The organism is Treponema sp. OMZ 803 (genome assembly GCF_024181165.1).
In the GTDB taxonomy this organism is placed as follows: Bacteria; Spirochaetota; Spirochaetia; order Treponematales; family Treponemataceae; genus Treponema.
The window spans coordinates 1,556,044-1,569,973 of the sequence record NZ_CP051195.1 but is presented as its reverse complement, the minus strand read 5'-3'; the positions used below and the strand labels follow the sequence as shown (position 1 = coordinate 1,569,973).

Annotated in this window: 9 protein-coding genes; 7 read left to right on the top strand and 2 right to left on the bottom strand. The window is 46.6% G+C overall.

Going from position 1 to position 13,930, the window contains the following annotated elements:
- The first annotated feature begins 42 nt into the window (after positions 1–42).
- The 6 genes from ABH09_RS07130 to ABH09_RS07105 all read left to right on the top strand — a co-directional run bounded on the left by ABH09_RS07130 (position 43) and on the right by ABH09_RS07105 (position 8,642).
- Positions 43–1,098, top strand: a complete 1,056-nt coding sequence (locus ABH09_RS07130) for a Fic family protein (protein ID WP_253713881.1) — start codon at positions 43–45, stop codon at positions 1,096–1,098.
- Positions 1,099–1,462: 364 nt separating this feature from the next.
- Positions 1,463–3,205 (top strand): ABC transporter ATP-binding protein, encoded by a 1,743-nt coding sequence (locus tag ABH09_RS07125; RefSeq protein ID WP_253713880.1) that lies wholly within the window; start codon positions 1,463–1,465, stop codon positions 3,203–3,205.
- 2 nt (positions 3,206–3,207) lie between these two features.
- Complete coding sequence (locus tag ABH09_RS07120; RefSeq protein ID WP_162663642.1) at positions 3,208–3,390, top strand: hypothetical protein; 183 nt, start codon at positions 3,208–3,210, stop codon at positions 3,388–3,390.
- Positions 3,391–3,577: 187 nt separating this feature from the next.
- A complete protein-coding gene (locus ABH09_RS07115; protein WP_253713879.1) occupies positions 3,578–5,965 on the top strand; it encodes an efflux RND transporter permease subunit in 2,388 nt (795 codons plus the stop codon).
- A gap of 107 nt (positions 5,966–6,072) precedes the next feature.
- Entirely contained in the window at positions 6,073–6,858 is a 786-nt protein-coding gene (locus ABH09_RS07110; protein WP_253713878.1) for an outer membrane lipoprotein-sorting protein, read from the top strand.
- A gap of 212 nt (positions 6,859–7,070) precedes the next feature.
- Entirely contained in the window at positions 7,071–8,642 is a 1,572-nt protein-coding gene (locus tag ABH09_RS07105) for a DUF1302 family protein (protein ID WP_253713877.1), read from the top strand.
- 628 nt (positions 8,643–9,270) lie between these two features.
- Here ABH09_RS07105 and ABH09_RS07100 read toward each other — a convergent pair.
- Both ABH09_RS07100 and ABH09_RS07095 read right to left on the bottom strand, forming a co-directional pair.
- On the bottom strand, positions 9,271–10,203 hold the full coding sequence (locus tag ABH09_RS07100) for a GNAT family N-acetyltransferase (RefSeq protein ID WP_253713876.1): 933 nt from the start codon (positions 10,201–10,203) through the stop codon (positions 9,271–9,273).
- Positions 10,187–11,467: a hypothetical protein gene (locus ABH09_RS07095; protein WP_253713875.1), complete on the bottom strand. Its 1,281-nt coding sequence runs from the start codon at positions 11,465–11,467 to the stop codon at positions 10,187–10,189. Before ABH09_RS07095 ends, ABH09_RS07100 begins: the two co-directional genes overlap by 17 nt.
- A 45-nt stretch (positions 11,468–11,512) precedes the next feature.
- On the opposite strand from ABH09_RS07095, the gene ABH09_RS07090 reads away from it, so the two are divergent.
- The gene (locus tag ABH09_RS07090) at positions 11,513–13,930 is read left to right on the top strand and encodes a Lon protease family protein (protein ID WP_253713874.1); all 2,418 of its coding nucleotides are present in this window, start codon (positions 11,513–11,515) and stop codon (positions 13,928–13,930) included.

Sequence of the window (13,930 nt, the reverse complement as noted above, 5' to 3'; positions counted from 1 at the left end):
CACATCTTGATCACATGTCCCAAAAAAGACTATAATTGGGACATGTCGGAATTGCAAAAATTGCCGGTTGATCCTAAAAAGACCGAAACAATTACTATCCTCAAAGCAGAAAGCAAAGCGTCTAAAGCGCTTGCCGAGCTTAAAGGTATTGCACAGGTGATTCCTAATCAGTTTATTCTTATTAATGCCGTTGTGCTACAAGAATCTCAAGACAGTTCAGAGATTGAAAATATCATTACCACAAAAGATGAGCTCTATAAAGCTCTTTCCGAAACGGTAAAAAAAGTTGATTCTGCTACAAAAGAGGTTATGTTCTACAGAGAGGCCTTATACGCAGGTTTTGCAGAACTAAAAAAACATCATTTTATTTCTATAAATGATATCATAAACATTCAAAAACAGCTTGTTCAAAATAATGCGGGAATCAGAACTGTACCCGGCACAAAGCTGATGAATGACCGTACGAATGAAGTTGTCTATATTCCGCCGCAGACAAAAGAAGAAATTGACGGACTCTTAAAAAACTTTACTGAGTATTTAAACAACGATGATGATTCTCTGACAAAACTTGCAATACTTCACCATCAGTTTGAAAGCATCCATCCTTTTTATGATGGGAATGGAAGAACCGGAAGAATTGTAAATATCCTTTATTTGATTTTAAAACATCATCTTGATCTCCCAATTCTCTATTTAAGTTCATATATCATCAAAAATAAAGAACAATATTACGAACTTTTGCAAAAAGTCCGTACGGAAGAAGCGTGGGAAAAATGGATTATTTTTATTCTTAAAGGAATAGAAGAGACAGCCGCAGAAACAATTCAAAAGGTAAAAGCGATAAAGGAACTGTTAGATAACACAATCGAAAAAGTAAAATCGGAAGCTCCGAAAATTTATTCAAAAGAACTGGTAGAAACCCTTTTTGAAAATCCCTATTGCAAAACTGAATTTATTGTAAAAGCGCTGGGGGTAGAACGGAAAGCTGCTTCCCGTTACCTACATCAACTGGAAGCTATCGGTATTCTTACCTGTATAAAGGTTGGAAAAGACAATCTGTTTATAAATACCGGCTTGATGGATATACTGAAAGAATAGAGAACCTCTAAAAACTTCAGCTTTTAGAGGTTTTCTTTAGATTTAATTTGCGATGTTTTTAATAAGTCATTTATATTTATAGACTTATTAAAAACTCGACGGGCACCTCTAAAAATCTAACCGAGTTTTTAGAGGTGCCAATAGTAATTGTCCGAGCTTTGTGTTATAAAATTATAAAATGTTGGGGCACCGATGCGGAGCCGAAAAAGGAATGTTTATTTTAAGCCGCTGAAATAGCGCGGCTTAAAAACACTGCGAGTTTGCAGCGCAAACTCGATTATCAACATGTGCGCTTTTCGCGCACTAATTCGCCCGCCTCAAAAATTGATATTTTGTTCGGCTGTCGAATTTTAGGAAGCTCTCTATGATTGCGATGGTTCATCAGTTACTCGTATTTACCGGCACGTACGCTCGGAAAATCCGATTGGCATATCTGTTTACTTTTTTAAAAGCGGTTGCAGCAAATGCGCCGCTGATGGTTGCCGTAAAACTTATCGACATGCTTATCAAAGGTGAAGCCGACATTAAAACGGCAATCTATGCGGCAGCGGTCATGCTGCTTTTGCTGGCTATTCAGGCAATCTGTCAAAATATCGCAGACCGGCTGCAAGCGGGAGAGGGATATAAGGTCTTTGCAGAAAAGCGGCTTGAGCTTGGGCGGCATCTGCGCCGGCTGCCGATGGGATACTTCACTGCGGGGAATATCGGAAAAATCAGTTCGGTGCTGTCTGCCGATATGGTCTTTATCGAGGAGCAGGCGATGGCGGCTGTTTCGGAGGTTACAAGCAGCATCGCGGCGCAGATCATTTTGACAGGGTTCCTGTTTGCGCTGCATCCGCTGTTCGGAGCTGTTGCCATTGCGACGGAGCTTACGGCAATTCTTTTCGCGCAGCCGATGATCCGGCTTTCCGCCCGTAATTCAAAGCTGCGCCAAAAAAGCATTGAAGCATTGACCGGCGCCGTGTTGGAATACACGGAAGGGCTCGGTGTAATTAAAAGCTATAACCTCACCGGAGCGGGTGCGGAAGATATCAGAGCCAGCTTTGAGCGCATGAAAGAAGCGAGCTTGTCTTTTGAAGAAGAATATTCCCCCAAGGAGCGGACACTGCTGATTATTTACAGTCTCGGTATGACCGCAATACTTGCTCTCAATATTCGGTTGTTTCAACACGGAGCCCTGTCAAGCACCGTATTTGTCGGCTGTATGCTGTTTGCCTTCAATCTTTTTACGCCGCTCAAACAGCTCTATCAAAAAACCGGTATACTGGCGATCATGCAAGCTGCGCTGAATCGTGTGAACGAAGTATTTAACGAACGGGAGCTTGAGGATACGGGAACCGAGTCTTTGCCGCAAACAGCCGATGCGGAAATAACATTCAAAAACGTGTCGTTTGACTACGGGGATAAAGAAGTGCTGCATAACCTGTCGTTCAGCATCGACCAAGGGCAGATGGCGGCCTTTGTCGGGCAGTCCGGCGGCGGAAAAAGCACGATTATGAATATACTGGCGCGGTTCTGGGATATATCGAAGGGCGAAATCCTCTTACGAGGAAAAAACATCAAAGAGCTTCCGCTGCCGGTGTTAATGGATCATATCAGCATGGTGTTTCAGCGGGTCTATCTGTTTGAGGACACGATTGCAAATAACATCGCGATGGGGCGTCCTCATGCGGACAGGGCGGCTATTATCGAAGCGGCAAAAAAAGCGCAGTGTTATGATTTTATCATGCGGCTTCCGTACGGATTCGATACCGTTATCGGTGAAGGCGGCGCCTCTCTTTCGGGCGGAGAAGCCCAGCGTATTTCGATTGCACGAAGTATTCTCAAAGACGCGCCGCTTATCATCTTAGATGAAGCGACTGCGAGTATCGATGCCGATAACGAGCAGGCAATACAGAAAGCCTTGAGTGAATTATGCCGCGGAAAGACCACACTGGTTATTGCTCACCGGCTGGAAACCGTCCGCGAAGCAGACCGTATTTTTGTCATTGATGGCGGAGAACTCAAAGAGCAAGGTACCCATGATGAACTGATCAAAGAGCACGGGCTCTATTACCGCATGACGCAAGCCCATAATGACGCTACATCGTGGCAAGAAGGAGCGTAAGAATGAGCGGAACCGGATCAAAAATATGCGGACTCATCCTGATTATCATCAGCATTTTTTTGCTGCTTGGAGGGCTGTATCTTCCTGCAGCCGTTATTCCCGTTTGGATACTGCGGGGATTAGATATTGCCGGTCTGATCTTACTTGCCGTCGGTATCGTTATGTATAAGGTGCTTAAAAGGTAAGGGAACGGCGCTTTCACAGTTTATGCCAGAGTGTTCGCAGATGAAGTGAACCGACAATCGCACCTATTGACAATTCTTATGGAAATTTTATACTAAAACAGTAAACAATGTTTACTGTTTTTTTTCATCATGGTATCTGCAAAACAACGGAACTAGTGTTGCAGGTCATTTATAAGAGGTTCATACTATGAAACTTGAAGGGATGCATCTATTCTTTAAGAAGATCGCAGAGTTTCAATTAAAATACCGCTGGCTTTGTTTAGCTCTGCTTGCAGCAGTAACGGTTGTGGGGCTTATAGGCGTAAAAAGCTTTAAAGTCGGCTCGGCGGATGAAGACGAGTTTTTAACCGTAAAAGAAAGCACAAAAAAGAATGATGCACGGTTTAAGGAGTTGTTTGGCAGTAACGATTCGATCGTGCTGCTCTTTGAATCAGACGATGTATTTAAGCCGGAGGTGCTGCAAGCGATTAAAGATATCGGCGCCGAACTTTTGGAAAAGGTACCATATTCGGATTCCATTACCTCGATTACCGATACGGATATTACCGTTGGCACGGATGAGGGCATAGAAATCACCAATCCGTTTCGAGACGGTATTCCTTCCGATCCTGCTGATCTACAAAAAGCGAAGGATTTTATTCTTTCACGTAAGTCGATTGTTAATAAGCTCGTAACGCAGGATGCAACGGAAACGTGGCTGGTGCTGTCGCTTAAAGCAACGCCGCCTGAAGAAGTGTGGAGTAAAACTTCGACCAAGGCGCCGATGTACGTTATCGGAGAAGCTGCAATCGATATTGTAACCGACCCTAAATATCACAGCGCTGCGTACACAATAAAACCTGCGGGGCTTCCCTATACCGAAACGGAAGAAAAAGTAGTGATGGGACACGAGACCACAAAAAGCGTGGGCTTGAGTTTTCTCTGTATGATTATCTTGCTCATCATATTTACCCGCTCACTTCGCGGAACGATTGTACCGCTATTCGCGACCTTCTTCGGTATTACTACGGTACTCGGCATTATGGGCTTTTTGCACATTTCGGGAAAGTCGGAGATGATGTCGGTGCCGATTGTACTTGCGATGGCGCTTTCGGTCGGTTACTCGATTCACCTCGTCAATTCATTTAAAACAAGCTTTTATGAACTCGGCAAACGAAAAGAGGCTGTTATCGCTTCGATTGAAAATACCGGTTGGCCGCTCTTTTTTACTGTCGTTACTACCGTTGTTTCGGTGCTGTCGTTTTTAACGACTGACCTTAAGCCGATGCGCTGGATGGGGGCAGCAAGCGCCGCGATGGTATTTGCCGTGTATGTCTATGTCAGCGTTCTCATTCCCATTCTGATGAGCTTCGGAAAAGATATTGAGGCCGGTAAAGATTCGGCAAATACCCACAATGCAAAAGCTGCACGTGCCCAAAAATTGGATGCACGGTTTGAACGCTTCGGGCGTACTGTTATCAAAAGACGCAAAGCAATCATCACTGCATTTACGCTCATCACTGCAGCTTGTATTCCGGCGTTGTTCAAAATCGATGTCAACATGGACAATTTTAAATTTATGGGTTTGCGCATTCCGTATATCAGGCGCATCTATGAAATTACGCAGTCGCAGCTCGGTTCCTATTTTAGTTACAATATTATGCTCACCTTTGATGAAGATGATGCAGTCAAAAATCCCGATGTGCTTAAAAAACTCGATAAACTGAGCATACTCATCGGGACGTTCAGATTAACAAAAATGAATAACGGTGTGCCGAAGATATTCTCGATTTTGGATATTGTCAAAGAGATGAATCAAACGATGCACTCCGACGATCCTGCGTTTTACACAATCCCCGATGACGAAGACTTGCTTGCGCAGCTCTTGTTCTTGTACGAAATTTCAGGCGGGCAAACATCGCGTTGGGTTGACGAAGAGTTCCGTACGCTTCGTATGTCGATTGATGTTGCCTCGTATGATGCGAACGAGCTTGCAGCAAATCTGAAAACTATCGAACAAACATGTGCGGAACTGTTTCCGCAGGCGGACTGTCATTTAATCGGAGCTGCCGTACAATTTGCGGAATTGAACAACAAAATCGTATTCGGCGAATTGTATTCTTTTTTTACTTCGCTTGTTGCGATTGCAATTTTGATGATGCTCGTATTCGGCAGTGTGAAAATGGGACTCATCGGGCTTATCCCAAATATCTTTCCCGTTCTTGTCATCGGTGCGATTATGGGCTATCTCGGTATTTCGCTCGACCTTATGACGATGGCGATTATGCCGATGATCCTCGGGATTGCCGTTGATGACACTATTCACTTCACCAACCACGCAAAGTATCTTTTTGAAAAAGAAAAATCGTATGACCGCGCTATTTTCGGGACGTTCTATTCCATCGGAAAAACGCTTGCAATGACCACGATCATTTTGTCTGCCACATTTTTAGTATATCTTACGTGTAATATTGCAGCAATTTTACGTCTCGGTGTATTGGCCGCTGTCGGTCTCATGTCCGCTCTCGCCGCCGACTATTTGATGACACCGGTACTGATTTACATAAGCAAACCGTTTGGGAAAGAGGAAAAATAATGGGTAATGCGATAATTGGTAATTGGTAATTGGTAATTAAAGCGATTTACGTGCAGCAGTAATTACCAATTACGCATTACAAATTACCAATTAAAAGAGGAGGATGTATGAAAATTATAAAACACGTAATTGCGCTGATTGTGTTTGCAGCGATGGCCGTAAGCCCTGTCTTTGCACAAGAGCTGACGGGTAAAGAGATTATGCAAAAGGTTGATAAGCGCGAAAAAGCTGCAACCGATTCATTTACGATGCGGATGACGCTGATCAATTCCGGCGGTAAAAAGCGGGTGCGCCAAGTTACGGCATATTCGAAGGATTACGGCAGCGAGAAAAAAACGGTGATGATGTTTACGCTACCCGCTGATGTAAAGGGCGTCGGCTATCTTTCTTTCTCGTATGATGATGCGGCAAAAAGCGATGACCGCTGGCTCTATATGCCTGCGCTTAAAAAGGCGAAACGTATTTCCGGTTCTTCAAGTCAGGACTATTTTATGGGTACCGATTTTACCTACGATGATATAAGTGGGCACAAGATCGATGACTACACGTACACACTGCTTGCGGAAGAAACGGTGGACGGGAAAAACTGCTGGAAGATTGAATCGGTTCCGGTAAAAAAATCGATGTATTCAAAATATATTTCGTGGATTGATAAGGAATCGCTGGTGCAGGTAAAGGCGGAATTTTACGATGAGCAAGGTTCGCTGTTGAAAGTGCTTACGGTAAGCGGCATCGAGAAAAAAGACGGCTTTTGGACTGCGGGTAAAATGGAGATGAACAACCTGCAAAAAAAACACACAACCGTTATCGAAACGCTTAAGCACGAGTTCAATAAAAACATTTCGGACTCGTATTTTAGGGTGAATTCATTGGAAGAAGGGAAGATTAGGTAATCCTTTTGAAATATACGGTGCATCTACTTCGTTGCTGCGCACAAATTAATCCTCAACGTATCAAAGATACGCCTGCGGTTAATTTGTGCTCGCGCCTCGTATCTACACCGTCTATTTCAAAAGGCGCTGGGAGAGGGTGTTTTCAAAAAGTGTTGGAGTATTACTCTTAAGCCCTCCGCACGAATAAAATGAAAAGAAGGAGTAATGACGATATGAACACAATACGGAAATACAGACAAGCATTTTTGTCAGGAGCTATTATTTGTTTACTGTTTTTTGTATTGGCGCTTCCCTGCAGTGCGCAGGAGGCAGCAGGCGTAGACGGAAAGGTGGAAATAGCTCAAGCAACTGATACATCATCCGATAGTGAAACTGCATCTCAAGTAAATGATGATTTAGGAGATGACGAATTTTCTACCGATTCGGAAGATGGCAGTGCAAAACCGGTACTCACGGTAAGCGGTAAAATTGGGACGCTGCACGGAGTGCGCTGGAACGGTACTGAAAAGAAGCTTGAATACGGAGCGTCCCGTTCTATCGTACAGATAAAAGGCGAGGTCTCTGCCGGATCTTCTTATGCGGTTATTTTCGCCGCTGCAGAATACAATTACCGCAACCCCGCACGCACCGGTTTCCGCCTGAACGAAGCGTATTACCGCTATTCGGGTGAGATATGGGATATCAGTGTCGGGCGGCAGGTTATTGTGTGGGGGCAGGCTGACGGGTTTAAGCTTACGGATGTGTTAAGTGCGCGGGACAGCTCGGAGTTTATCGCCTTTAGCGGCGATGAAGCGCGACTCCCGTCCGATAGTATCCGCCTGCGTTTTTTCCACGACCTTTTTACGTTTGAAGCGGTCGCCGTGCCGTTTTTTACGCCGAACAAGCTGCCGCGCTTCGGCTTTGAAGAGGGCGCCAAAGACGGGCTGTACTACATCGACACGCCGGATACTTTTAGTACGCCGTTCGGAACAGTCCCTGTTCATTATACAAAAACGGAAAGCGCAAAACCAAAGATGTTTACCGACACGGAAGCCGCCGCCCGTTTCTCCTTCTTTTTGCCCGGCATCGATTTTTCCGTTTCAGGCTTCTACGGCTGGGATAAAACGCCGCGCTATGCAAAAAGCGGGTATGCGAAAAAAGGGCTTTTTAATCCTGCCGCTCCACACAATATACTTTTAAATCCGTACATACCGAAAGAGCTGCATACCAACTTAAATGAAGAGTATTACCGTATCGGAATGGCGGGCATTGACGCAGCAATCCCGGTAGGAGATGTAACAATCCGGCTGGAAACCGCGTGGGTAGGAAAACGGTACTTTGAGCCTAAGAATTTACTTACAGATAAATCTATTGACGATTTGAAAAGGCAGACACCTGATGATGTACCGCTTGAGTTTAATTCTCCCCAAAAACACCAGCTGCTGATGCTTGCCGGCATTGACTGGATCAAGAGTTCGTGGACGCTGAGCGCTCAATATTTTGAAGATCTCATCCTCAATCATAAAAACGATATAGAGCGGCCGATGCACAAGGGCTTTGTCAGCCTCAATGTAAGCAAAACATTTTTGCGCGAAACACTGAAGCTTTCGGCAAGCGGCGTCATCGACGTAAACTACGGTAGTACGTTCAGTACCTATTCGGTTAGCTATGCAATCACCGATAATATCAATTTTGCACTCGGCGGGGATGTGTACACCAAAGGCTATGACGGTAAGGGAGATTTTGCAGCCTTACACAAGATAAGCGCTGTGTGGCTGAAAGGGACGTTTATTTTCAGCCACTGAAATATCGTGGCTGAAAAACACTGCGAGTTTGCCGTTCGGCAAACATCGTAGATTATATATGCGCTATCGTGCACTAATTGAACACCTGCCAAAGTTTACACTTTGTTCAGTTGTTCAATTTTAAGGGACGTTTACGTGGTAGAACATTCATGGATAATGTATTAAAAATAGCTGCTGTTTCTTGATCGTAAGCATCTTATTGGAGCAGTAGGCAATCACCTTCCGGTTCAGTAAGTAGGGGGCTATGGCTGTAATTCTTCATATAAAGGGAAGGTCATATAATGAATGTTCGCTTTTTCCAGTAGAATACATATACAGTCCCGTAACTTACTATATGTATTATCTGGAATGTCCATATATGTTCAGTATATACAGAGTATCTTTTTTCGCCAAATATTTTTATATCTTACAATCAAGTCGCTATACATTTGAGCGCTCAGTATTTCGAAGACCTCATCCTCAATCATAAAGACGAATAGATCGGTTTTACGCACTATCACTCCCCGATAAGTTCATGTCCAGAGACATTCTTTCCTGTTCTTATATCTGCGATTCTCTTATCAAGTACTGCGCTGTTTTTAGGAGAATAGAATGGAGCATACCCCGACGTAAAGCGTCGGTGCGAACCTCAATTTTTTATCTTTTTCCAGTAACTCATTCTGAACAGCCCGCACTGCTCAAAGCCGAGCTTTTCGTATACGCGGAGGGCGGCTGTGTTGGCGGTTTTTACGAAGAGTGCGAAGCCGTGCGCTTCTGCGCTGTGGGTATTGATGAGATGCGCAACGGCGGCTGCAGCTAATCCTTTGTTCCGGTATGCGGGCAGGGTGTAGACGCCACCGATTTGGAACCAGTGAAAGCCCTGCGCGTTGGTTCCGGCCTTTGCGACGATGCGCCCGTCTGCCGAGACCTTGTAGATGTATTCGGTTGTAAGGCGGGTACGCAGTGACAGTTTGCAGACGGCAGGGTTTATCGGGCGGCCTTCGTAGGCAACCTCGGTATTTTCATAATCAAGCTGGAGCGGGAAGAGTTCTGTAAGATCATTCTCCGTTGCGCGTTCAATGGACAGCGTGGTATTCAGTTTTGACTCCGCTGTTTGAAAGAATGTATCCGTACAAGGTTTGGCGCACTGCATCAGGTAGTAATCTACGGCGGTGTCGAGCCGGATATGCGCTGTTTCGGACATAACCTGTTCAAAGAGGAGCGTATGCTCGCGGATGCCTGCAACGGCGTGGAGTTCCGTGTAAGGAAAGTCTTCACTTAAAAAAAATCTGCCGAAAGCTAAGACCGTTTCTTCTGGAATGTCAGTGTCGATACAGTGGAACAAAAGCCCATACGTGCTGAACAGTAAGACCCCGCAGTAGATTTTTTGCGGTTGCGGACAAGTTTGCCGTTGCGGGCAGGCATAGACAGCCGCTGCCTTTTTATACCGCGGAGCATAGTCGGGGTACAAGCAAAGCCGCAGCTGCTCTGCAAGATCGATGCAACGGTATTCGTGCTGTCGCACGAATGCAGCCGCGTCATAGATAGTCTCCGGGGTCAGCAGTTCAAAACAGTAGTGCATACCGGTTAAATGCCGCGGCTGCTGCGGCTTTGTCCTGTCTGCCGATGCTGCGGCCGCTGCCTAAGAGTTCCGCTGCGAGGGCATCCTCTGCGCGCAGTTGTCCGAAGCCTGCGAGTTCGGAGTAGGGGCGGATGTAACAACAGAACGGCAGCGGCCGCTCCGGCTGTGTGGGGGCAGTTGCCGGAGCTGCGGAAACTGCGGGAGCTGTCTCAGCCGAACCGTTCCCGCCGGCACCTGCTGCTTGCTCTGATGCTGCATCAGATACGGCGGTAGTATCCGCTGCTGAATTGTCCTCAGACGGAAGTTCCGGATTGTGTTCCCGCATGGTTTGTATCCATCCGTCGGGGGCGGACGGCAGCGGCTCTTCTTCGGAAAGGCTGAAAAACACACCCGTAAATACACCCGGATTTTCCGTACAAAAGTGCGCGGCTAAATCGGTATAGATTCCTTCCGCATATAAAAATATCCGTTTATTGCGTCCGTAACGTGCAACCGTTTGTTCAAGAAAGTCGGCAAAGAACGCAGCCGTCTGCGGGTCATCTTCTTTTATTAAATACCGTTGCTCTTTTTTCCCGACGAGGTGCAGCAGCTTGCGGTACAGTTCGATACGCGGAATAAGGCCGCGCGGTTTGAGCCTCGTGATTTCCGCAACGGTATAGCCTTGATCCGCGAGAAGAGAGGCGAGCGTTTCCGGCCGTTCGGCATAAGGGAACGTTTCGGCAATAATCACCAGCGCTTTTTTATCGGCGCCGCCCTGCCGCTCAATCAACAATCCTTCGATAGGATTCCGCAAAGCGGAAGAATTAGGTGAAGCTGAATCGGCGGTTTGTTCGGCAATATATTTATCGGTACCGGCGTTTGTTTTATCGGTTAATTCGATCGAACGGACGGTCAGCGGATATTCGGTTCTGATACTTGCTTCCGGCGCAAATCTGAATGCGCAATATGCTACTCCGCAAAAAAGGCACAATAACACAATGCGCAGCATCATCGATGCGATACCGTAAAAATCGTTCAGCATCCCTTGGAAAAACGCAATCAGCCGTATTATTTCCGAAAGGCAGACAATCAGAACAAAGAGAACGAGAATAAAAAGATAGAGGACAATTCCCTGTCCGATGATAATACAGATACAGACAAAGAGGCTCAGAAAAGGTAGAATAGGAATCGCGCGGCCTTTTTTTAAGCTTTTTGAAAACGGGCGCAGTAATACCGGCAGTAAGAGGAGCAGAACGACAAGCTCGCTTAGTAACAGATCGGTCATATTTTTTCCTTTTGTATCTCATAATCATTGAGGAGAGTGAAGCTATTGAATACATCATCAACGTCAAACATCCCGCAGCAGGCTTCGGCACAGGAGCTTCCGCTTTCAGAAATTCAATTCAATATACCGGAATCGAAAATCGCCGCATTAAAAACACAGGCGCCGCATAAGCCGATTGTCGGGCAGCTCCGCGCGGTGTCCGCATTGGAACTCGGCTTAAGTATTCGGGACGACGGCTACAACATTTTTATTATGGGAGCGCCGGGAACAGGCCGCCGGACGGTTCTCTCTTCGCTGCTCAAGGACTATAAACCAAATACCGCCGCCTTGCAAGATATTGCGTATGCGCATAACTACCGGCATCCGGCGGAACCGATCGCGCTATTTTTTCCGGCGGGGGAGGGCAAGAAGTTTCAGCACAGTCTCAAGAATGCGGTTGAAGCTCTCTATAAACAGGCGCTGCAGATTGAAAAGTCGGAGAATTTTTTGTCTGCTCAAAAGAAGATTATGTCGGCGGTCGACAGCGACGAAAATTCCCTGCTTGCAAATTTTGAAGTAACGATGCTATCACGGGGATTTAAGCTCTTGCAGCTGAAAGACGATTCCAATCAATCCGTCGATTTGATTCCGCTCATTAAAGGAAAAGAGGTTCCGTTCGGGGAGCTGCAGCTGCTGGTTGCGCGGAAGAAGTTTTCCGAACAAGCGCTCAACGATTTGCGTGAAACATATTACCGCTCGCTCGATGAGCTGGCCGATCTTTTTGCCCTGCTGCGGAAAAACCGAACGGAGGCTGAAGAAAAGCTCAAGCAGCTGTACATCGATTTACTCAAACCGATTGTCGCGGCGGAGCTTGAGCAGCCTTGTGCGCTGTTGAACGGCTATCCTGCAGAAACCGATATACAGAAAAAACACAACGAGAAGATTGCGTCTTTTTTAAAAAAGACCGAGACGGATTTGATTGCCCGTGCCGTGATGTATGCAGCGCCGTTTAAGTCTCCGCGACACAAGAAGGCTTTTTTCGGGCGGTATGCAATCAATCTGATTTGCGAAAATACGGATGATAAATCCTACGTTATCGATGAAAATCAGCCGAATTTTTCCAATCTCTTCGGGACAATCGAGGGGCACGGTGATGAAGAAGACGGACTGCTGAACGGCCATTTACGGCTGCGCGGCGGAGCGGTACACCGTGCCTTAGGCGGCTTTTTGGTGCTGCGGCTGAAAGACCTTTTGGAAGAAGAAGATTCGTGGGTGTATTTAAAGCGGGTGCTGCAGTCGGGACGTATCGCCGTGCAAGCGCCGCCTGCCGGTACGCATACGCCTTCTCTTTTAAAGCCCGAACCGATTCCCGCGCAGCTGAAGGTTATCATCATCGGCGGCGAATATTCCTATGAGATTCTCTATCAGGAGGATCCCGACTTTTATAAGCTGTTCAAGGTATGTGCCGAATTCGATTCGGTGATGCCGCTGACGGATGAAAACTTGGCCGCCGTCTTGGCGCTCATCGAAACCTTTGTAAAAGACCGGCATTCGCTGCCGTTCACTGATTCGGGGTATGCGAAGTTGCTTGCCTATGCGGTTGAACTTTCGGAGAGCCGGCATTTGATTTCAGCTCAGTTTACGAAGATTGCGGATTTTGTTGCGGAGGCAAATTATACGGCGAAGCAGCAATCGTGCGAGCTTATCACCGATGAGATCATTACCAAAACAATCGAGCAGCGGCATTATCTTGCGGCCTTACCCGAAGAAAAATTCGCCGAGATGGTGCAGCTCAAAGAAATTTTAATCGACACCTCCGGCACTGCAGTGGGAAAAATCAACGGGCTTGCCGTAGAGGAGCGCGGTTTCCATACCTTCGGCATACCGGTCAGCGTTACCGCACAAGCATCGCCGGGTACTGCCGGTATTATCAACATCGAGCGGGAGGCGGGGCTTTCCGGTGAAATTTACGATAAGGCGCACCTTATCATCAGCTCGATTCTCCGGCAAAAATACGCGCCTGATTTTCCGCTGTCGATTTCCGCTGCAATCTGCTTTGAACAATCCTACGGTATGATCGACGGAGACTCCGCTTCCTGCGCCGAGCTTTTCACGCTGCTTTCCGCAATCGGGGGCATCCCGCTTAGGCAGGACATTGCGGTAACCGGTAGTTTGAATCAGCTTGGTATGGTGCAGCCGGTGGGCGGTATTTCGGAAAAGATAACCGGCTTTTTCGATACCTGCGCGATTCTCAGGTCTACCGGCACGCAAGGGGTGATGATTCCTCAGGGCAATAAAAATAATCTCTTTTTGCCGGAGCGCGTCATCAATGCAATTGCCGAAAAGCGGTTTAAGATATGGGCGGTCAGCAATATCGATGAAGGTATCGAGCTCTTGAGCGGTATGAATACGGCGGATGTTACCGTGCGCGTTTCTGCCGCGCTGCGGGACTTTGCGGAAAAGGTGAAAGCATTTAGGAAGTAG

Bases quoted from the DNA above. Each gene is read 5' to 3' on its own strand.
- ABH09_RS07100 (WP_253713876.1), bottom strand. From the start codon at position 10,203: ATGCACTACTGTTTTGAACTGCTGACCCCGGAGACTATCTATGACGCG.
- ABH09_RS07105 (WP_253713877.1), top strand. From the start codon at position 7,071: ATGAACACAATACGGAAATACAGACAAGCATTTTTGTCAGGAGCTATT.
- ABH09_RS07110 (WP_253713878.1), top strand. From the start codon at position 6,073: ATGAAAATTATAAAACACGTAATTGCGCTGATTGTGTTTGCAGCGATG.
- ABH09_RS07120 (WP_162663642.1), top strand. From the start codon at position 3,208: ATGAGCGGAACCGGATCAAAAATATGCGGACTCATCCTGATTATCATC.
- ABH09_RS07125 (WP_253713880.1), top strand. From the start codon at position 1,463: ATGATTGCGATGGTTCATCAGTTACTCGTATTTACCGGCACGTACGCT.
- ABH09_RS07130 (WP_253713881.1), top strand. From the start codon at position 43: ATGTCGGAATTGCAAAAATTGCCGGTTGATCCTAAAAAGACCGAAACA.
- ABH09_RS07095 (WP_253713875.1), bottom strand. From the start codon at position 11,467: ATGACCGATCTGTTACTAAGCGAGCTTGTCGTTCTGCTCCTCTTACTG.
- ABH09_RS07115 (WP_253713879.1), top strand. From the start codon at position 3,578: ATGAAACTTGAAGGGATGCATCTATTCTTTAAGAAGATCGCAGAGTTT.